General features: G+C 69.4%; 11 protein-coding genes (1 of these 11 only partly in view). 9 read left to right on the top strand and 2 right to left on the bottom strand.

All coding sequences use genetic code 11. From position 1 onward, the window contains the following. The first annotated feature begins 35 nt into the window (after positions 1–35). From mgrA to F5X71_RS17290, 8 genes are all read left to right on the top strand, one after another. The gene (gene mgrA, locus F5X71_RS17320; RefSeq protein ID WP_167462937.1) at positions 36–1,079 is read left to right on the top strand and encodes an L-glyceraldehyde 3-phosphate reductase; all 1,044 of its coding nucleotides are present in this window, start codon (positions 36–38) and stop codon (positions 1,077–1,079) included. A gap of 102 nt (positions 1,080–1,181) precedes the next feature. Beyond that, on the top strand, positions 1,182–2,066 hold the full coding sequence (locus F5X71_RS17315) for a CPBP family glutamic-type intramembrane protease (RefSeq protein ID WP_167462936.1): 885 nt from the start codon (positions 1,182–1,184) through the stop codon (positions 2,064–2,066). Between the two features lie 104 nt (positions 2,067–2,170). Then, positions 2,171–3,079: a TauD/TfdA dioxygenase family protein gene (locus F5X71_RS17310; RefSeq protein ID WP_167462934.1), complete on the top strand. Its 909-nt coding sequence runs from the start codon at positions 2,171–2,173 to the stop codon at positions 3,077–3,079. Further along, positions 3,076–3,201 (top strand): hypothetical protein, encoded by a 126-nt coding sequence (locus F5X71_RS37465; protein ID WP_275106786.1) that lies wholly within the window; start codon positions 3,076–3,078, stop codon positions 3,199–3,201. The genes F5X71_RS17310 and F5X71_RS37465 overlap by 4 nt, the downstream gene beginning before the upstream one ends. Before the next feature lie 72 nt (positions 3,202–3,273). Then, on the top strand, positions 3,274–3,918 hold the full coding sequence (locus F5X71_RS17305; RefSeq protein ID WP_167462933.1) for an ABC transporter permease: 645 nt from the start codon (positions 3,274–3,276) through the stop codon (positions 3,916–3,918). Beyond that, the gene (locus F5X71_RS17300) at positions 3,915–5,195 is read left to right on the top strand and encodes an ABC transporter ATP-binding protein (protein ID WP_167462931.1); all 1,281 of its coding nucleotides are present in this window, start codon (positions 3,915–3,917) and stop codon (positions 5,193–5,195) included. Before F5X71_RS17305 ends, F5X71_RS17300 begins: the two co-directional genes overlap by 4 nt. A 141-nt stretch (positions 5,196–5,336) precedes the next feature. Next, the gene (locus F5X71_RS17295; protein ID WP_167462930.1) at positions 5,337–6,074 is read left to right on the top strand and encodes an ABC transporter permease; all 738 of its coding nucleotides are present in this window, start codon (positions 5,337–5,339) and stop codon (positions 6,072–6,074) included. Further along, positions 6,071–7,051 (top strand): glycine betaine ABC transporter substrate-binding protein, encoded by a 981-nt coding sequence (locus F5X71_RS17290; RefSeq protein ID WP_167462929.1) that lies wholly within the window; start codon positions 6,071–6,073, stop codon positions 7,049–7,051. Before F5X71_RS17295 ends, F5X71_RS17290 begins: the two co-directional genes overlap by 4 nt. An 8-nt stretch (positions 7,052–7,059) precedes the next feature. Here F5X71_RS17290 and F5X71_RS17285 read toward each other — a convergent pair whose 3' ends face one another. Next, a complete protein-coding gene (locus F5X71_RS17285) occupies positions 7,060–7,875 on the bottom strand; it encodes a DUF1206 domain-containing protein (RefSeq protein ID WP_167462928.1) in 816 nt (271 codons plus the stop codon). Between the two features lie 126 nt (positions 7,876–8,001). Between F5X71_RS17285 and F5X71_RS17280 the strand changes: the two genes are divergently transcribed. After that, on the top strand, positions 8,002–8,562 hold the full coding sequence (locus F5X71_RS17280) for a TIGR03086 family metal-binding protein (protein WP_167462927.1): 561 nt from the start codon (positions 8,002–8,004) through the stop codon (positions 8,560–8,562). On the opposite strand, the gene F5X71_RS17275 is transcribed toward F5X71_RS17280, so the two are convergent. Continuing rightward, positions 8,563–20,369: the 3' portion of a non-ribosomal peptide synthase/polyketide synthase gene (locus tag F5X71_RS17275; protein WP_167462926.1), read on the bottom strand. The gene runs 8,920 nt beyond the window's last position; 11,807 of the gene's 20,727 nt are visible here — the last part of the coding sequence; its start codon lies off the right edge, out of view; its stop codon occupies positions 8,563–8,565.

The following is a 20,369-nucleotide window of genomic DNA, read 5'->3' as shown; positions in this document are numbered from 1 at the left end:
CCGCGCGCAACCCCGCCCGCGACGAGGAGGTCTCCATGACATACGCTCCCGAACCCACCAGGTACGACGGGCCGATGCGGTATCGGCGGTCGGGGCGGTCCGGGCTGGATCTGCCGCTGCTCTCGCTCGGCTTCTGGCACAACTTCGGTGACGATCGGCCTTATGGCACGCAACGCGAGATCGCATTGCGTGCCTTCGATCTCGGTATCACCCATTTCGACCTGGCGAACAACTACGGGCCGCCGTACGGGTCGGCCGAGATCAACGCGGGCCGCATCCTGCGCGAGGATCTGGCCCGGCATCGCGACGAGCTCGTGCTGTCCACGAAAGCGGGCTGGGACATGTGGCCCGGACCGTACGGGCAGGGCGGCGGATCGCGAAAGTACGTGCTCGCCTCGCTCGACCAGTCACTTTCCCGGCTCGGGGTCGACTACGTCGACATCTTCTATTCGCATCGGTTCGACCCGACGACGCCGCTGGAGGAGACCGCGGCGGCGCTGAATACCGCCGTCCGGCAAGGTAAAGCGCTGTACGTCGGGATCTCGTCGTACACCGCGCGGGATTCGCGCACCATGGCGGCGCTGCTGCGCGAACTCGGCACGCCGCTGCTCATCCACCAACCGTCGTATTCGATGCTCAACCGCTGGATCGAGACCGTAGGGCTGCTCGATGCCGCCGCCGCGGACGGCTTCGGCGTCATCGGGTTCACCGCGCTCGCCCAGGGCATGCTCACCTCGAAGTATCTCGACGGCATTCCGCCGCAATCGCGCGCCGCCCAGGACAAGTCGTTCCAGAACGAGCTGCTCACCCCGGCGATGATCGAGCGCCTGCGCAAGCTCGACGCGCTCGCCCAGCGCCGCGGCCAGACCCTCGCCCAGCTCGCGCTTGCCTGGGCGTTGCGCGACGAGCGGGTGACCTCGCTGGTCATCGGCGCGTCCACCACCGGCCAGCTCGAGCAGAACGTCGGCGCGCTGGACCGGCTGGAGTTCGAGACGGAGGAGCTGGCCGAGATCGACGCGCTGCTCGACGACGACGGCGCGGTCGACCTGTGGCGCGCCGCGCGCCAGGGTTCGCTCTGACCCGAAACCCCGCTGCCCAACCGATGACTCAGGGTCTTACCTGAGTCCGACTCCACACTCGAGGCTGACGACCGGCGCCGGCGCGCTGCCTATTGTGCCTACATGACACCAGGGCGCCAGGACGCACCACCGGCATCGGACCGCCGCCGCCAGGCCCGCCGCGGTATCGGGGTCTTCCTCGTCCTGCTGGTCACGCTGTCCGCGCCTGCCGCGGTGTTCACCCTCGCGACGCGCAGCGAACTCGGCGTGCTGCTGCTCATGTGGGCACCCGGCGTCGCCGCGCTCATCGCCCGCGTGGTGCTGCGCGAGGGTTTCGACGACATCTCGCTGCACCTTGGCGGCTCGCGCGGCCGACGGGCCTGCCTGCTCGCGCTCGGCTATCCGGTGGCCGTCGCCGCGATCGCCTACGGCGTCGGCTGGCTCACCGGGCTCGCCGAGTACACGACCCCGAACGGCCAGGCCCCCGGATGGCACGCCTTCGTCGCGCAACTGCTCATCGGCCTGGTGATCGGCACCACCGTCGGCATGCTGTTCGCGCTCGGCGAGGAATTGGGGTGGCGTGGCTATCTGCTCACCCGGCTCGTCGACGCGGGCATACCGCAGCCAATCTTGGTGGGCGGACTGATCTGGGCCGTTTGGCATCTGCCGTTGATCATCGGCGGTTCCTATCTCGGCGGGCACGGCGGCTCCGTCGCGGTGATCGCGCCGCTGTTCGTGATTCAGATTGTCGTGGTCTCCTATGTGTTCGCGCGGGTGCGATTGGACACCGGCAGCATTTGGCCCGCGGTCGTGCTGCACGGCACGTGGAACGAGGTGATCCAATCCGTCTTCGATACGCACACCGCGGGCGAGCGGGCCTGGCTGTGGCTCGGCGAACAAGGATTACTGCTGCTGGCCGCCAATGCGATCGGCGCATTCCTGCTCTATCGACGGCCCGGAAGTTTCCTGCGCCAACCGCTTTCGATCCCGCCGGGAAATGGCAGCTGATGCATATCGGCACATTGTGATCCGGGTGACCGTAATACTGGCCGCGCCGCGCCCGCACTGGTTTCCTCATCCGTAATCATCCGGATGGAGCGAAAGGTCGTGCAATGTCGGTGCAGGTGGTCAAGCTCGGTGCGCACATCGGCGCTCGAATCGACGGCGTCCGGCTCGGCGGTGGGCTCGACAACGCGACCGTCGCCACGCTGCGCGCCGCGCTCAACGAGCACAAGGTGATCTTCTTCCGCGAGCAGCAGCACCTGACCGAGGACGGGCAGTACGAATTCGCCGAGCTGCTCGGTACGCCGACCACCCCGCATCCGACGCTCACCTCGGCGGGGGTGAAGAGCCTGGCCATCGACTCCCACCACGGCCGCTCCAACACCTGGCACACCGACGTCACCTTCGTCGACCGCGTGCCGAAGGCGTCGATCCTGCGCGCGGTCACCTTGCCGAGCTACGGCGGCGCGACCACGTGGGCCTCGACCGTCGCCGCCTACAACTCGCTGCCGGAACCGCTGCGGCGGCTGGCCGAGAGCCTGCGCGCCCGGCACACCAACCGTTACGACTACGCGGCCACCACCGAGGACCGCCCGGACGAGAGCGTTCAGGCCTACCGTCGCGAGTTCGAGTCGACCTACTTCGAGACCGAGCATCCGGTGGTCCGGGTGCACCCGGAGACCGGCGAGCGCGCGTTGCTGCTCGGCTGCTTCGTGAACCGGATCGTCGGCCTGTCCAGCAGCGAGTCGCAGGCGCTTTTCCGGTTGTTCCAGGATCGCGTGACTCGCCTCGAACACACCGTGCGGTGGGACTGGTCGCTCGGCGACGTGGCGATCTGGGACAACCGTGCCACCCAGCACTACGCGATCGACGACTACGACGGCGCCGAACACCGCAGGCTCACCCGGATCACGCTGGCCGGCGACATCCCGGTGGGCGTCGACGGGTCGAGCAGCACCGTCATCGCGGGCAACGCCGAGTCGTACTCGACCGTCGATCCCCTCACCACGGCGGCGTGAGCGCGGAATTCCACACGCGATTGTTTCGACCGCGGCTCGATGGTGAAAACAATCGCGAGATCGGCAATCCGGCGATCCGCGCGCAGCGCGCCATCCAGAACCGGACGTGGAGTCTCGATTAAGCTTTGGCGGCTCGCGTCCGGCGATTACGCACCCGCAGGTACCGACCGGTCTTGCCCGACGAGGGGAATCGCGTGAACTTATGGAGCTATATCCGGGGTCGGGGCGAATTCCTCGCGTTCCTCACCTATCAGCACGCCTCCCTGGCATTTCAGACCGTGCTGGTCGGCACCGTCGTCGCGGTGCTCGTCGCGGTCGCGGTCTATCGCCTGCCGCTACTCGCCGCGCTCTCGCTCACCTCTAGCCGGGTCGCGCTGACCATTCCGTCGCTGGCGCTGCTCGCCTTGCTGCTGGTGCCCTTCGGATTGGGTGTCGTTCCTTCGTTTCTCATGCTCGCGTTCTTCGCGGCACTGCCGGTGATCGGGAACGCGATCGTGGGTTTGCGCGCGGTGCCGCCCTCGGTGATCGAATCCGCCAAGGGCATCGGCTTTTCCCGATTGCGCATCCTGCTCACCGTCGAGTTGCCGATCGCCTGGCCGGTGATCCTCACCGGCATCCGGGTCTCGACCCAGATGATCGTCGGCGTGGCCGCCATCGTCGCATACGTGCTCGGGCCCGGCCTCGGGTCGCTGATCTTCAACGGCCTGTCCCGGCTCGGCGGCGCCAATGCCATCGAGATGGCGTTGACCGGCACCATCCTCATCGTCCTCATCGCGTTGGTGTTCGACGCACTCCTCGTCCTGCTCGGCCGCCTCACGATCGCAAAGGGACTGTCATGACCGAAGTGACCAGCCGCCCCGCTCCGCCCACACCCGAGCGCACCGTGACCGGCGCCGACATCAAGCTCGACGCGGTCGTCAAGCGGTATCGGGGCCAGGACGCGCCCGCGGTCGAGCGCCTCGATCTGGAGATCGACGCCGGCGTCATCGTCGCGTTCGTCGGTCCGTCCGGCTGCGGCAAGACCACCACGTTGAAGATGATCAACCGGTTGATCGAGCCGACCGAGGGCCGGATCTTCATCGGCGGCCGCGATGTCACCCGCGAGGACCCGGACAAGCTGCGTCAGTCGATCGGATACGTGATCCAGTCCGGCGGCCTGTTCCCGCACTGGTCGGTCGCCAAGAACGTCGGCGCCATCCCGCGGGTGCTCGGCTGGGACAAGAAGCGCATCGCCGAACGCACCGAGTACCTGCTCGATCTCGTCGGGCTCGACCCGGCCACGTTCGCCGACCGGCTGCCCAAGGACATGTCGGGCGGTCAGCAGCAGCGCGTCGGGGTCGCCCGCGCGCTCGCCGCCGATCCGCCGGTGCTGCTGATGGACGAGCCGTTCGGCGCGGTCGACCCGATCACCCGGGTTCGCCTGCAGGACAGCCTGATCGCGATCCAGCACGAGCTCGGCAAGACCATCGTGATCGTCACCCACGATTTCGAGGAGGCGACCAAGCTCGGCGACAAGGTGCTGATCCTGTCCGAGGGCGGGCACGTCGAGCAGTACGCCAGCCCGGAGGAAATCCTCACCGACCCGGCCACCCCGTTCGTCGAGGAATTCGTCGGATCCGGCGCGAAGCTGGCCTATCTCACGGTGTCGCGGGTGCGCGACGTCGCGTACGACAACGTGGTGACCGCACGGGTCGGCGAACCAGCGCAGGGCGTGATCCAGCGCGCGATGGCGGCCGGGCACACCTGGGTCGTGGTCGTCGACGAGTCGGGCAGGCCGCGCTCGTGGCCCTCGCTCACCGAGTTGGCGACCAAACCGGAGGTCTCCGACTTCCTCGATCGACGCCTTCCGGTGATCGCGCGCTCGTCCACGCTCAACGACGCGCTCGACGCGATGCTCGCGGCCAGCCAGGGGGCCGCGCTCGTCACCGACGGCCGCGGCGCCGTGGTCGGCGCGCTCAGCATCGGCACGGTGACCGAGACGATCCAGGCCAAGCTCGCCGAGGTGCGCGCGGACGAGCCCGATCTCTCCTACGAAACCTATGTCGACGGCACCGATCCCGCGCCGACGCCGGTGGTCGCCGCCGACGACGAACCCGCAACGGCCGAGCCCGCATGAGCGCGCGAATCATGACACAGCGCGCATTGCGCATGACGGAGCCGAGCGCCAGCGAGGCGGAGTCATGAGCGAACGAAGCGAGCGAATCATGACACAGCGCGCATTGCGCATGACGGAGCCGAGCGCCAGCGAGGCGCAGTCATGAGCAGGCTGCGGCGGGTGCCGCTCGACGTGTGGTTCGAGCCGCTCATCATCGGCGTGCTCGGTCTCGGCTACGTTCTCTGGTATCGCTCGACCACCTTCACCCCGACCGAGCAGGCGGCACTGGGCTGGGACAACCTGCAGACCACGATCCTGGCCCACATCAAGCTCACCGTAGTCGCGACGCTGATTGTGGTCGCCATCGCGATCCCGCTCGGCATCGCGCTGACCCGGCCCGCGCTCGAGCGGATCGAACCGCTCGCGGTGAACATCGCCAACATCGGACAGGCCGCGCCCGCGGTCGGCCTGCTCGTGCTGTTCACGTTCTGGCTCGGCACCGGATTCCGCACGGCCATCGTCGGGCTCGTCGTGTACGCGATCCTGCCGATCCTGCAGAACACCATCGTCGGCCTGCGGCAGGTCGACCATCGCACCATCGAGGCCTCGCGCGGGATCGGCTACTCCGGCAGCCGGACCCTGTTCCAGGTCGAGTTGCCGCTCGCGGTGCCGGTCATCCTCAACGGGGTACGCACGGCGCTGGTCATCCTGGTCGGCACGGCGACGCTGAGCACATTCATCGGGGCGACCAGCCTCGGCACGCTGATCACCACCGGCGTCACCCTGTTCCTGCCCAAACTGCTCGTCTCCGGCGCGATCCTGGTGGGTCTGCTGGCGTTGAGCATCGACTGGCTCGGCCGACTCGTCGAGCTCGCCGCGACGCCGCGGGGCATCTCATGAGCTCGGCGCGGCTCACGACGCTGCTCGCCGCGCTGGTCGTGACGACCTCCATGCTCACCGGGTGCGGCCTGGTCAGTTCGTCGGGCACCTTCCACGACGCACGGCTGCCCGACGACGCGCAACCGCTGGACGGCGCGCGACTGGTCGTCACCTCGAAGAGCTTCACCGAGGGCGTGCTGCTCGGCAAGATCACCGCGACGTATCTGGGCGCGGCGGGGGCGAAGGTCACCGACCTCACCGGGGCGCCGGGTTCCGCGTCCTCGCGGCAGGCCCAGCTCAACGGCGACGCCGACATCCTGTGGGAATACACCGGCACCGGCTGGGTCAACTACCACAACCAGACCGAGACGATCGCCGACCCGCAGCAGCTCTGGCAGCGCGTGCACGACCTGGAGAAGAGCGAGCACGACCTGGTCTGGCTGCCGCCGTCGAACTTCAACGACACCTACGCCTTCGGCGCGTCGACTCCGAATGCCGAACGCCTGCGGGTGAAATCGCTGTCCGATGTGACGGGCCTGCCGGTCGCCGACCGCACCTTCTGTGTCGACGACGAATTCTTCAGCCGTTCCGACGGTTTCATCCCGATGCTGCAGAAGTACGGTATCCCGTACAACGATCCGAACGGCGTCCCCTCCGGCAACGTGACCCGCATGGACGCGGGCGTGGTCTACACCGCCACCGCCAAGGGCGCGCCCTGCAATTTCGGCATGATCTACACCACCGACGGCCGGGTGAAAAACCTGAATCTCGTTGTCCTCGACGACGACCGCGAGTTCTTCCTCCCCTACAGCGGCACCGCGGTCGTGCGCGGCGCCGTCCTCGACCGCCACCCCGAACTGCGCCCTCTGCTCGCCACCATCTCCGAACATCTCACCGACGACCTCATGCAAGAACTCAACGGCCGCGTCGACATCGACGGCGAAGACCCTGCCGACGTCGCCTACGACTGGCTCAAATCCCAGAAACTGATCGCCTGACGCGCCGGCTACATCTTGGCGTAGCGGGCCATGACGAAGGCATAGACACCGTAGGTGCTGATGCCGAGGCCCGCGATGATCAGCAGGACCATGCCGAAGGGTTGGGCGCCTAGGGTTTTCAGGGCGCCGTCGAGTCCGGCGGCCTTCTCGGGCTCGGATTCGGTGGCGGCCAGGATCACCAGGACGCCGATGGCGGCGACGGCCAAGCCCTTGGCGAGATAGCCCGCGGCACCGAGTCGGCGCACGAGTTTGCCTGTGCCACCGGCCAAATCGTTCACGAACTTGCGCGTGACGCCCTTGTACACGTGGTAGCCGCCCACCCCGATGATGATCAGGCCGGCGAGGACCAGGGCGACCGCGCCCGCCGTGTGCTGCAGCACGCGTGCCGCCAACCCGGTGCTCTCACCGCTGCTGGACTTGCCACTGCCGCGCGCGAAACCATAGGCGGAGACCGCGAACACGCCGTAGATCACCGCGAGCGACAACGCCTTCACCCGATGGAACGCCTCCGCCTTCGTGCTCTCGTCGTCCGGCTCGGAGGCGCTGCCGAGCACCGCCTCGACCAGCCGCCACAGCGCGAGCATCAGGAAGGCCACCGCGCCTACCCACAGCACCAGCGGGCCGCCTGGTTCGGCCGCCAGCTCCCGCATCGCCCCGGATTGGTCCGCGGTGCCGCCCGATCCGCCCAGCGCGACACGGATGGCGATGTAACCGATGATCAGGTGCACGATGCCGGTCATCACGAAGCCGGCGCGGGCGAAGCGTTCGAAGACGCGATGCTGGGCGATGCGCCGCGCCGCGCTGGTCGCCTTGGTCTGGATCATGCGGGCACCTCATTCGATCGAGCTGAACGTCGGGCAGATACCCGGCCGCGGCGGCCCGAAACGGTGTGTAACGGTGTGTCGCGAATTTCCAAGACGGCGGTGTCGCGGTGGCGCAGAATTCGCCACATGGCCGAACTCACTGTCACTCCCGCCGACCGTTACCGCGCGCTGGCACAGACGTTCACCCAGAAGGTCGCGGCCGTCCCGGCGTCACGCTGGGACGCCGAGTCGCCGTGCGAGGGCTGGACCGCGCGCGAGGTCGTCCGCCACGTCATCGACAGCCAGCGCGACATCGTGCGCGTGGTCGGGCTCGAGCTGCCACCTGGACCGTCCGTCGACGACGATCCGGCCGCGGCCTGGGCCGCGACCCGCACCGCGGTGCAGGACATTCTCGACGATCCGGCGCGCGCCACCCTCGAATACGACGGCCACTTCGGCCGCACCGACCTCGCCGCGACGATCGAGCGCTTCTACTGTTTCGATCTCGTGGTGCACGGCTGGGACATCGCCCAGGCCACCGGCATCGACACCACCATCCCCGCGGCGGATCTCGCCTGGGTCGACCAGGTGGCGCACTCGCTCGGCGACTCGCTGCGTATGCCGGGCGTTTGCGGACCTGTTATCGACGTCCCCGCCGACGCCGACGAGCAAACCCGCGTGCTCGCCTTCCTCGGGCGCGCGAACTGATCACAAGAGCTCGGTCAGCATCCGGCCCACCCGGTGCATGTTCTCGGGCCGGTCGAAATCGCCGTGCGCGCACGGCACCTCATGCACCTGGATCCGACCGCCGACGTGCGGCCGCCAGGCTGTGGCCAACTCGGTCACCGCGTCGGCGGTGCACTGCCCCTGCTCGTCCAGGGCGGCGCCGAAGATGGTCAGGTCACCGTCGAAGAACGGCGAGCTGAAGCCGTCGAGCAGGATGCTGTTGTTTATCAGCACCTTCGTCGCCCGCGCCACCAGCCGCTGGATCACCGGGGACTCGAGCTGGTCGCCGAATCTGTCGGCCGCCCAGTCCCGGATACCCGCCATGGCCTGTTCCTCGGAGATGTCGGGATCCTCGGCCGAGGCCACCGGCGGCTTGCTGTCCATGATGCCGAGGAACCCGACTTCCCTTCCCCGTCTGGTGAGTTCGTGGGCCAGCGCGTGTGCGACGATGCCGCCGTAGGACCAGCCGAGCAGGAAATACGGTCCCTCGTCCTGCCGGGCGACGATGCGATCGACGTAGTCGGCGATCATCTCGCCGAACGACGCCGCGACCGGCCCGCCGTCCAGACCCCGGGACTGGATGGCATACACCGGCCGGTCGGGCAGATGCGCGCCGAGCTGCTGATAGAACCAGCCGAGACCACCGCCGGGATGCAGGCACCAGAGCGGACGCTGCCTGCCCGAACTCTTCAGCAGCAGTACCGGATCGAAATCCGTGCCCGCGGCGGCGCCCTCGTCGAGGCGCGGCGCCAGTTCGGCGACGGTCGGCGCGTCGAACACCACCCGCACCGGGACCTCCATGCCGAGCGTCGCGCGAATCCGGCTGGTGAGCCTGGTCGCCAGCAGCGAATGCCCGCCCAACGCGAAGAAGTCGTCGTCGATGCCGACCCGCGCGACCCCGAGTATCTCCGCGAACAGCTCGGCGACCACCCGCTCGCGTTCGGTGCGTGGCGCCCGGTATTCCTTGGCGGACACCAGCTCCGGGTCCGGCAGCGCCGCGCGGTCGAGCTTGCCGTTCGCGGTCGACGGCAGCGCGTCGAGCACCAGCACGGTGGCGGGCACCATGAACTCGGGCAGCCGCTGCGCCGCCCACCGGCGCACCTCGGCGGCCAGCAGGCCCGCCTGCGGATTGTTCGCGCGGGCCGCGGGAGTCGGCCCGGGCACGTATACGTCGGTGAGGGTCCTACCGCGCACCACGTCGGCGTCGAGGAACACCGCTTCCATGAAACCGGGTGCGGCGGACCAGGTCACGGCCGTCGTGTAGCCGAGCTCGGCACCCAGCGCGTGCAGATCTTCCGGAAGCAACGCAGTACCCCGGCGTGCGCTCGGATCGAGCACGCCCTCGAAACCGACTGTCAACGTGGCTGTTTCCGGCTCGGTCGGTACCGGCGAACCGTCATGGATCCGGGCCGTCGCGGCGACCTCGGCACTCAGGCCCGCGTGCGGGATCCCGGTGACCCGGAGCCCGTCCGAATGCCCGTTCCGCAGCAGCGCGCTCAGCCAGTCATGGTCGCGATACTCCGCTTTCGGCAATGCCGCCGCCGAAAGCGGTTGGGCCGGCGCCTTCCAGAGCACCACGTCATAGCGGTAGCGGTTCAGCTCATTGACGGAATACCCGCGCTTGAGTTCGACATCGACGGCGTCGAAACCGCATTCGCGCCCGAGTGCGGTGAAGTACTCCGGGGCGAGCAGCAGCTCCTGTTCGGCCGCGATATCGCGGCGCACCCGGTCGCGCACCGTCACGGCGTCGGCGCCACTATCGCGAGTGAGCTGCACCGCGGTCGCGAACTCGGTCAGCAGCCCGAAGTTCCGTACGTCACCGACGAACACCGCGCCGCCCGGCGCGAGCACCCGCAGCACCTGTTCGATGACCCGGCGCAGGTAGTCCTGGCCGGGGAAGTACTGGACCACCGAGTTCAACACCACGGTGTCGAAATGGCATTCGGGCAGTCCGGCGGGATCGTCGGCCGGGCGAGCGCTCAGGAAGACGTTGGCGGCCCACCCGGCATCGACGCGGGCCAATTGGTCGCGCAGCTTCGCGATGGTCTCCACTGAGAGGTCCGTCGCCCAGTACTCCGCGCACTCGGGGGCCAGTTGCGACATCAGCAGGCCCGACCCGACCCCGATCTCCAGCACCCGTCGCGGACCGAGTTCGCGGATCCGGTCCACCGTGGCCGCCCGCCACTCCCGCATCTGCGCCAGCGGGATCGGCGCACCGGTGTAGCTGCTGTTCCAGCCTCCGAAGTCGGAGACCAGCTCGTCGCGGCTCGCGGGCTCGGCCGCGAGTTCCGCATCGCCGCCGCCGGTCACGCCGGAATACAGATCGTCGTAGACACGGCGCCACTGCCCGACCAGTTCGTCCTCGCCGGCCACCGGTCCGTTCTTGTCGGCGACGACGTACCCGACCAGCTGTTTGCCGTCCGCACCGGTGTCGCGGGCCAGCACCACCGCCTGCGCGACCGAGGGGTGTTGCGCCAGCACGGTTTCCACCTCGCCCGGTTCCACGCGGAAGCCGCGGATCTTGACCTGATCGTCGGTGCGGCCTGCGAATTCGAGCACCCCGGCCGCGGTCCACCGCACCACATCACCGGTGCGGTAGAGCCTGCCACCGGCCGGGTCGAACGGGTCGGCCACGAATCGCGCCGCCGTCAACGCGCTACGTCCCAGGTAGCCGCGGGCCAACTGCGCGCTCGCGACGTACAGCTCACCGGCGACCCCCACCGGCACCGGCGTCAACCACGAATCCAGCACGTACACCCGGGTATTCGCGACCGGGGCACCGATCGGCACCACCGCGCCCGCCCGGGTGCCCGGCACGACATAAGCGGTCACGTTCACCGTCGCCTCGGTCGGGCCGTAGAGGTTGTCGATGCGTTCGAGGCCCCAACGGCCGCGCAACGTTTCGGCCAATTCCGCCGAAAGACTGTCCGCACCGGTGTTCACCTGGCGCAGGGTGCGAAGCGGTGTGCCGGGCAGCGGCTCCAGGTAGTCGACCAGCGCCGCGAGCAACGGCGGCGTCGCGAACATCTTCGTCACCGCGTGCGTCTCGACCAATCGCGCGATCTCGGCCGGGTCCGAGCGCTGTTCGCCCGCCACGACGAGCGTGGCTCCTCCGCACAGCGCGGGCCAGATCTCATAGGTCGACGCGTCGAAGGCGATCGAGGAGTGCGCGAGCACCCGTTCCGCCGGACCCGCCGACCAGGCCTGCGCCACCAGGTTCACCACGTTGCGATGCGTGACGCCAACGCCTTTGGGCACACCGGTGGAGCCGGATGTGTAGATCACGTACGCGAGATTGCCCGGCCGTGGTGGGTCCATCCGGCACGGCGTATCCGGCACGAGTGCCGCGAGCGCATCGAGGACCACCCGCGGCGCCGCCGAATCGGGCACCGCGGCGGCCGTCGCGGAGTCGGTCAGTACCACCGCCGGCGCCGCGTCCGCGAGGATGAATGCCAGCCGATCCGCGGGATAGCCCGGATCGATCGGCAGGTACGCGCCACCGGCGCGCAGCACCGCCAGCAGGGCCACGATCAGATCCGCCGAGCGCGGCAGTGCCACCGCGACGATGCGGTCCGGTCCAACGCCCCGCGAAACCAGCACGCGCGCCAGCTGATTCGCACGAGCATCGAGGGCGCCGTAGGTCAGTTCAGTCTCCGCGCAGACCACGGCGAGCGCCTCGGGTGTCGCCTCGACCCTGCGCCGGAGCAGTTCGGACAGGGTCGGGTCAGGATCGAGCGCCGTGGCGGTGTCGTTCCACGCGTGCAGGATCAGGCGGCGTTCCTCGGCACTGAGCACGTCGATCGACCCGACCGGCGCACCGGGATCGGCTACCACCTGCCGCAGCACCCGAATCCAGCGCGCCGCGATGGTCTCGACCGTGGCGTGGTCGAACAGATCGGTGGCGTATTCGATGAACGCGCCCCACGGCTGCCCGGCGGGCGCGTCGGCGATATTGAAGAACAGGTCGAAACGCGAAGTCGCCGTGGACGTGTGGTAGGGCTCGAACTCCACGCCGGAGAATTCAAGGGTCGGCAAGGTGTTGTTCTGGAACGCCAGCGACACCTGGAACAGTGGGTGCTGTGCCGCCGAGCGCACCGGATTGAGCAGCTCCACCAGCAGTTCGAACGGGGCGTCCTGGTTCTCGTACGCGGCAAGCGCTTTCGCCCGGATCGTGCCGACCAGCTCGGTGAACGACGCCGCGGGCGCGACCCGTGCCCGCAGCACCCAGGTGTTGACGAAGAACCCGATCAGGTCGGCGAGTGCCTCGTCGGTGCGGCCCGCGATCGGTGCGCCGATCGCAATATCCTCGCCCGCACCGAGTTCGAACAGCAGCACGGCCAGCGCCGACTGCAACACCATCGACACCGTCGCGCCCTCGCGCGCCGCCAGCCGCTGCACCCCCGCGCGGATCTCGGCATCGATGCCGAACACGACCAGGTCACCGCGATAGCTCGCGACCCGGGGCCTGGGCCGGTCGGTGGGCAGCCGCAATTGTTCGGGCAGCCCGTCGAGTTCAGCGCGCCAGTAGTCGAACTGGCGGGCCAGCGCGCTGTCCGGGTCGGTCGGTGCGCCGAGCAATTCCTGCTGCCACAGCGTGTAGTCCACGTACTGCACCGGCAGCGGCGCCCAGCCGGGCGCGTGATCGTCGACCCGTGCGGAATAGGCGGTCGCCAAGTCGCGCAGCAGCGGTGTCATCGACCAGCCGTCACCGGCGATGTGGTGGATCAGCAGCACGAGCACGCATGCACCGGGCCCGCTACGAAATACGCTGACCCGGATCGGGATCTGGGTCGACAGGTCGAACCCGTAGCGGACCGCCGCCGTCACCGCCGCGTCCAGCTCGTCGGCCGGCACATCGGTGACCTGCACCGGCACCTCGACGCTGTCCGCCCCGAGCACCCGCTGACCCGGCACCCCGTCGGTTTCGACGAACACCGTGCGCAGCGTCTCGTGTCTGGCTACGACATCGCCGATCGCGGCGCGCAGCGCGGGCACGTCCACGCCGCGCAACCGCACCGCCAGCGGGATGTTGTAAGTCGCGGACGGGCCCTCCAGCCGATGGATGAACCACAACCGCCGCTGCGCGAACGACAGCGGCACCACGGCGGGCCGCGTCCGCGCCGCCAGCGCGGGCCGCACCCGAGCGGCGGGGTCGAGCCGGGTCACCAACCGCGCCACCGTCGGTGCGTCGAACACCGCCCTGATCGGCACCTCCACGCCGAGCACCACCCGGATCCGGCTGATCAGCCGGGTGGCGAGCAGCGAGTGGCCGCCCAGTTCGAAGAAGCTGTCGTCCACGCCGACCCGGTCGCGGCCGAGCACCTCGCCGAACAGCTCGGCAAGTGCCTGTTCGCGCGCGCTGCGCGGGGCCCGATACGGCATGGCGGACACCAGTTCCGGCACCGGCAGCGCGGCCCGGTCCAGCTTGCCGTTCGCGGTCAACGGCACCCGATCGAGCACCACCACCGCGGCAGGCACCATGTAGTCGGGCAGTCGCCCCGCCACGAAGGCGCGGACCGCCGCGGCGTCGAGCCGGTCGACCGCGGCGACGACGTACCCGATCAGCCGCTTGCCGCCGCTGCCGGTGTCGTGCGCGACCACCACCGCTCGCGCGACCGAAGGATGCTGTGCCAGCGCGGTTTCCACCTCACCCGGCTCGATCCGGAAGCCGCGGATCTTCACCTGATCGTCGGAGCGCCCGACGAACTCCAGCTCCCCCGCACTGTTCCAGCGCACCATATCGCCGGTGCGGTACATCCGTTTACCCGCGGGGTCGAACGGATCGGCGACGAACCGCGCCGCGGTCGCGCCGGGCCGAGCGTGATACCCCCGCCCCAGCTGCTCGCCGGCCAGGTACAACTCGCCGGGTACGCCGACCGGCACCGGCCGCAACCAGGAATCCAGTACCAACGCACGCATATTGGCCAGCGCGACGCCGATCGGCACCGCGGGGCCCACGACCGTGTCCCCGCCCTCGAAACCGCGGTGCGTCGCGAATGTCGTTGTCTCGGTGGGGCCGTACCCGTTCACGACCCGTACGTCGGGACAGGCGCGCCGAGCGTGCGCGAGCACGTCGGCCGAGAGCTCTTCACCACCGGCCCACACCTGCCGCAGCGCGCCGAGCGCGTCGGGGCACTCGTCGACGGCGACCTCGAACAGTCGCGTGGTGAGGAACGCCGCCGTGACTCCGTGCGCCAGGATCGCCCGGCCGAGCGCCGCGACATCGGCGTTTTCCGCCGGCGCGACGACCACACGGCCGCCGCCGAGCAGCGGAACCCAGATCTCGTAGGTCGACGCGTCGAAGGCGACCGAGGAATGCAGCAGGACGCTCGCGTGCGCACCGCCGCGCCACATCGGCTGGGCGGCCATACTCACCACGTTGCGGTGGGTGATGGCAACGCCTTTGGGCACGCCGGTGGAGCCGGACGTATAGATCACGTACGCCAGGTGCCGCGGCCGCAAAGTGCCGGGGAGCTCGACACCGTCCAGTGGCCCCGCGTCGTCCAGCGCGTCGAGGTACAACCGGGGAATCTCGCTGTGCGGCAAAGTCGCCGCGGTCGCATGATCGGTCACGAGCACCGTCGGCCCGGCGTCGGCGAGGATGTAGGCCAACCGGTCCGAGGAATAGGCCGGATCGATGGGCAGGTACGCGCCACCGGCTTTCGACACCGCCAGCAGCGCGACGAGCAGCTCGGCCGACCGCGGCAAGGCCACCGCGGCGATGGCGTCGAGCCGCACCCCACGCGAAACCAGTACCCGCGCAAGGTGATCAGAGCGCGAGTCGAGTTCCCGATAGGACAGCACGGTGTCCGCGTCGACCACCGCGACCGCTTCCGGGGTCCGGTCGACCCAGGTGCGGAACTGCTCGACGACCGTGCGGTCCGGCACGGTGACGACCGCGCTGTTCCAGCGCCGCAGCACCGCTTCACGTTCCTCGGCACCGAGCAGATCCACGGACCCGACCGGTACCTGCGGATCGCGCGCGATCTGCGCGAAGATCCGCACCAACCGCGCCGCCAGCGCCGCTACCGCGTCCTGATCGAAGGCGTCGGTCCGATACTCGAGATGCAGGTCCAGCACCGGTCCGACGTTGACGATGAACGTCAGGGGGTAGTGCGAGGGCGAATACGGGCGCAGATCGGTGAGGCCGATGCCGCCGCTGTCGGCCGCCGCACCGATGCCGGACCTGTCGACCGGATAGGACTCGAAACCGATCAGAGTGTCGAACAGGACGTTCAGGCCGACCGCCTGATGGATCTCGGTGAGCCCGAGGTGATGCTGATCCAGCAGGGCGGCCTGGCGCGCCTGCAGGGCGGCCAGCAGCTCCGCGATCGTGTCGCGGACGCCGAACCGGACGCGCACCGGGATGGTGTTGATGAACAGGCCGACCATCGCGTCCACGCCGGGCAGCGTCGAGGGCCTGCCCGACACGGTCGCACCGGTGAGCACGTCCCGGCGACCGGTCGTCGCGGCGAGCAGCATGCCCCAGCCCGCCTGCACCACGGTGTTCAAGGTGACACCGAGTTCGCTCGCCCGCCGGTGCAGGCCCGCGGCCGTATCCGCCGACACCGGTACGACGACCTGCGCCACTCCGGCGTCGTCGGCACCGGAGTCGTTGTGGGCGAGCAGCGTTGGCTCGGTGACCCCGTCGAGTTCGTCCATCCAGGCCTGCCGGGCGGCGTTGGCGTCCCTGCGCTGCCACCATTTCAGGAACTCTTTATAGGCCGGTGGTTGCGGCAGGGCCGGCCGATCGCCATCGGAGCCGTAGTGGCTCAGCAGATCCCGCAGCAACAGCGGCAGCGACCAACCGTCCAGCAGCACATGGTGAGCGGTCAGGATCAGCTCACTGCGTCGCTCGGTCATCGGCACCAGCGTGAGCCGCAGCAGCGGCGGCACCGTCACGTCGAAGTGGGTGCGCCGGTCTTCGTCCAGCAGCCGAGCCAGCGCCGCCGCACGCGCCGGCTCGGCCGAGTCGCGCAGATCGACTACCCGCCAGGGCACTTCGACGCCGTCGAGCACCACCTGCACCGCGTCGCCTGCCGTGTCCGTGACGAAGGCCACCCGCAGATTCGGGTATCGATCCAGCAGGGCCTGCCCGGCGGCACGCATCCGCTCCTGGTCGACCGCGCCGTTCAGACCGAACACCACCTGCATGTGATAGGCGTCGAAACCGGTGCCCGCCAGCACCTGGTGGAACAGCAGGCCGGACTGCATCGACGTCAGCGGCCACACATCCACCACGCGGGCATATTTCGCCTCCAGCGCGTCGATCTCGGCTTGCCGCAGCGATACCAGCGGCAGGTCCGACGGTGTCAGACCGCGGGCGCCCTGCGCCGCATGCCGGGCCAGACCGGCGGCCGCGTCCCGCCATAGCTCCGACAGCGCGCGCAGCTCGGATTCCGGGAGCACACCGGCGGGCGCGGCGAAGACCGCCTGCAGCACCGGACCCGCGGCGGTGTCGACCACCATCGCGTTCACATCCAGCACGGCGATCGCGGGACGCTCCGACATGGCCGGGTCGAGCGGCGTGATCAACTGCTCGCCGTCGACCGCCGGTGTCCAGCCGGACCCGCGCAGCCGCGCGGGCAGCAGGTCGGCGGAGGTGAACCGGCCGAGATAGTTGAAGCCGATCTGACCGGCCGAAAACGCTTGCAGCACAGCGGCCGTCTCGGAATTGAGGTAGCGCAGCAGACCGTAGCCGATGCCTCGGTCCGGCACCGCGCGCAGCTGTTCCTTCACCGATTTCACCAGCGTCCCCGCCGCCGGTCCACCCGCGCGGATCTGGTCCCACGCACCGGCATCGGCGCGCAACCGCACCGGGAACATGCTGGTGAACCACCCCACCGTGCCTGACAGATCGGCACCGGCGACCGTGTCCTCCTGGCGGCCATGCCCTTCCAGCCGGATCAGCACCGAATCCGCGGCCGCGCCCTTGTTCTCGAGCCATCGGGTCACGGCCACTCCGAGCGCGGCGAGCAGCCCGTCTTCCACGCCACCGTGGAACGCCGCGGGCAAGGTGGTCAGCAGGTTCTCGGTGACCTGCACCGGCAACCGCACCTGTACGTGCTCGACGGTGGACATCACATCGATCAGCGGGTCCAAGGCACGAGTGCCCAGTGCGGGATCTGGGCCGTCGAGTACCGAACGCCACCACGACAGTTCCGCCACGCGCTCGGGCCGCGCCGCCTCCTCGGCCAATCCGTGCGCCCACCGCCGCATCGACGTGCCACCACCGGACAGCACCGGCGCCACACCCGCCGCGACCTGCTGCCACGCGGCAGCCAAGTCCGGCAACAGGATTCGCCAGGACACCCCGTCGACCACCAGATGATGCGCGACGAACGAGAGCAAGCCGGGCCGCTGCGGGCCGTGGTCGAACCAGACGAACTGCACCATCACGCCCGCCGCGGGAAGCAACCGGCCGACCGCGGCGCCCACCTGCGCGACGATCACCTCCGCCCGGTCCGCAGGCTGCGCCGCGAAGGCGGCCGTCTCGACGCGGTGCAGCAGGCCGTCCACCGCGAGCGTGCCCGGCGCCGCGACCTCGAGTCCCGGCCCGCGCTCATCGTCGACGAGCCTGGCGCGCAACACATCATGGCGATCGAGCACCGCGCCCAACGTCGCCACCAAACCCGCCCGGTCGATCCCCACCGGCAACTCCAGCAGCAAGGACTGCGTGAAACTGTCGAAGCCCGCGCCCAATTCCCGCACGAACCGCGCCACCGGCAGCAACGGCAGCCACCCCACACCGCCACCGGGCAACTCCGTTGGCACCGGCTCGGTCACCGCGCGGGTGAGCGCCACCGCGGCCAACGCCGCCGCCGTGCGATGTTCGAATATCTCGCGGGGACTGATCTCCACCCCCGATTCCCGTGCCCGCGAGACCACTTGAATGGACCGGATACTGTCACCGCCCAGCTCGAAGAAGCTGTCGTCGATCCCGACCCGTTCGAGCCCGAGCACCTCCGCGAAGACCTCGGACAGCAGCTGTTCGGTGCTCGTCTCCGGCGCCCGGTACGCCGCCGACGCCGTGAGCGTGGGTTCCGGCAGCGCTCGGCGGTCCAGCTTTCCGCTCGCGGTCAACGGGACCGAGTCGAGCACCAGCACCGCGGCAGGGACCATGAAGTCCGGCAGCCGCTCGGCGGCGAAGCGGCGCACCGCTCCCCCGTCGAGTTCGCCTGCGGCAGTGCTCGTCCGATCCGCGACGACATAGCCGATGAGTCGCTTGACGCCGCGATCGCCGGTGTGCGTCACCACGACCGCGGCACCGACCCCGGGATGTCGCGTCAGCACGGCCGCCACCTCGCCGGGCTCGACGCGGAAGCCGCGGATCTTGACCTGATCATCGATCCGGCCCATGAACTCGAGCTGCCCGGACCTGTTCCAGCGGACCACGTCCCCGGTGCGATACAGCCGCCCGCCCGCCGGGTCGAACGGATCGGCCACGAACCGCTGCGCGGTCAACCCCGGCTGGTCGCGATAGCCGCGCGCGAGCTGCGCACCGGCCACGTACAACTCGCCCGCGACGCCGACCGCCACCGGCACCAGCCACGGATCGAGCACGTACACCCGGGTATTCGGCACCGGTGCACCGATCGGCACGCCCGCTCCCGCGACCTGTCCGGGCACGACGTACTCCGTCACGTTCACGGTGGCCTCGGTCGGGCCGTAGAGATTGTCGACCCGCAGCCCCGCGCAGCACGCGCGCAGACTGCGCACCAACTCCGTTGTCACGGTGTCGGCCCCGGTGTTCACCTGGAGCAGGCTGTGTAAAGGCGTTCCCGGCACCGACTTCGCGTACTCGACCACCGCGGACAGCAGCGGCGGCGTGGCGAACATCTTCGTCACCGACCGATCCCGCACCAGCCGCGTGAGCTCCGCCGGGTCGGAACGCTCGCCGGTCGCGAGCACCAGCGTCGCGCCGCCGCACAGCGCGGGCCAGATCTCGTAGGTTGAGGCGTCGAACGCGATCGAGGAGTGCACCAGCACCCGATCCGCCGGGCCCGCGAACCATGCCTGGGCGACCAGGTGCACCACGTTGCGATGGGTGATGCCAACGCCTTTCGGCACACCGGTCGATCCGGACGTGTAAATCACATACGCCAGCTGCTCGGGTCGTGGTTCGGCGGTCAACTCCCGCGCGAATCCGTTCCTGGTCGGCACGGTGGCGCCGAGCTCGGTCGCGTCGAGCCGCAGCCACGGAACCGAGGTCTCCGGCAGCAGCGCACCTGTCACCGAATCCGTCACCAGGAGCACCGGATCGGCATCGGACAGCACGAACGCCGAGCGTTCCGACGAGTACGCCGGGTCGATCGGCAGATAGGCCGCGCCTGCCCGCAAGACGGCCAGCAACGTGACGATCAGGTCGGCGGACCGTGGCAGCGCCACCGCCACCACGTCGTCCCGGTCGATGCCGCGTGACATCAGCAGCCGGGCCAGGACCTCCACTCGCGCGGCGAGTTCTCGATACGACACCCGTACGTCGCCGCAATCGATCGCAACCGCGTCGGGTGTCCGCGCGACCTGCGCCGCGAACGCCGCGAACAACGTGTGCTCGGGCGCAGTCGCGGCCGTATCGTTCCAGCGGCGCAGCACCATTTCGCGCCCGTCGGAACCGAGCAGATCGAGCGCGCGGACCGGGGCAGTCGGGTCCGAGACCACCTGCGCCACAATGCCCGCCAGCTGTTCGGCCATGGCTTCGACCTCCGGCGGGCCGAACAAGTCCGTGCGGTATTCGAGCCGCAGCCGCAACGCCGGAGCCATGCCCGCGACCAGCGTCAGCGGATAGT

This window comes from Nocardia brasiliensis (genome assembly GCF_011801125.1).
GTDB classification, from domain to species: Bacteria; Actinomycetota; Actinomycetes; order Mycobacteriales; family Mycobacteriaceae; genus Nocardia; species Nocardia brasiliensis_C.
The sequence above is the reverse complement of the archived record's forward strand: the minus strand, read 5'-3'. Positions and strand labels throughout refer to the sequence as shown.

Excerpts from the sequence above, each read along its gene's own strand:
- mgrA (WP_167462937.1), top strand. The coding sequence starts at position 36 with ATGACATACGCTCCCGAACCCACCAGGTACGACGGGCCGATGCGGTAT.
- F5X71_RS17315 (WP_167462936.1), top strand. The coding sequence starts at position 1,182 with ATGACACCAGGGCGCCAGGACGCACCACCGGCATCGGACCGCCGCCGC.
- F5X71_RS17310 (WP_167462934.1), top strand. The coding sequence starts at position 2,171 with ATGTCGGTGCAGGTGGTCAAGCTCGGTGCGCACATCGGCGCTCGAATC.
- F5X71_RS17300 (WP_167462931.1), top strand. The coding sequence starts at position 3,915 with ATGACCGAAGTGACCAGCCGCCCCGCTCCGCCCACACCCGAGCGCACC.
- F5X71_RS17295 (WP_167462930.1), top strand. The coding sequence starts at position 5,337 with ATGAGCAGGCTGCGGCGGGTGCCGCTCGACGTGTGGTTCGAGCCGCTC.
- F5X71_RS17290 (WP_167462929.1), top strand. The coding sequence starts at position 6,071 with ATGAGCTCGGCGCGGCTCACGACGCTGCTCGCCGCGCTGGTCGTGACG.
- F5X71_RS17285 (WP_167462928.1), bottom strand. The coding sequence starts at position 7,875 with ATGATCCAGACCAAGGCGACCAGCGCGGCGCGGCGCATCGCCCAGCAT.
- F5X71_RS17280 (WP_167462927.1), top strand. The coding sequence starts at position 8,002 with ATGGCCGAACTCACTGTCACTCCCGCCGACCGTTACCGCGCGCTGGCA.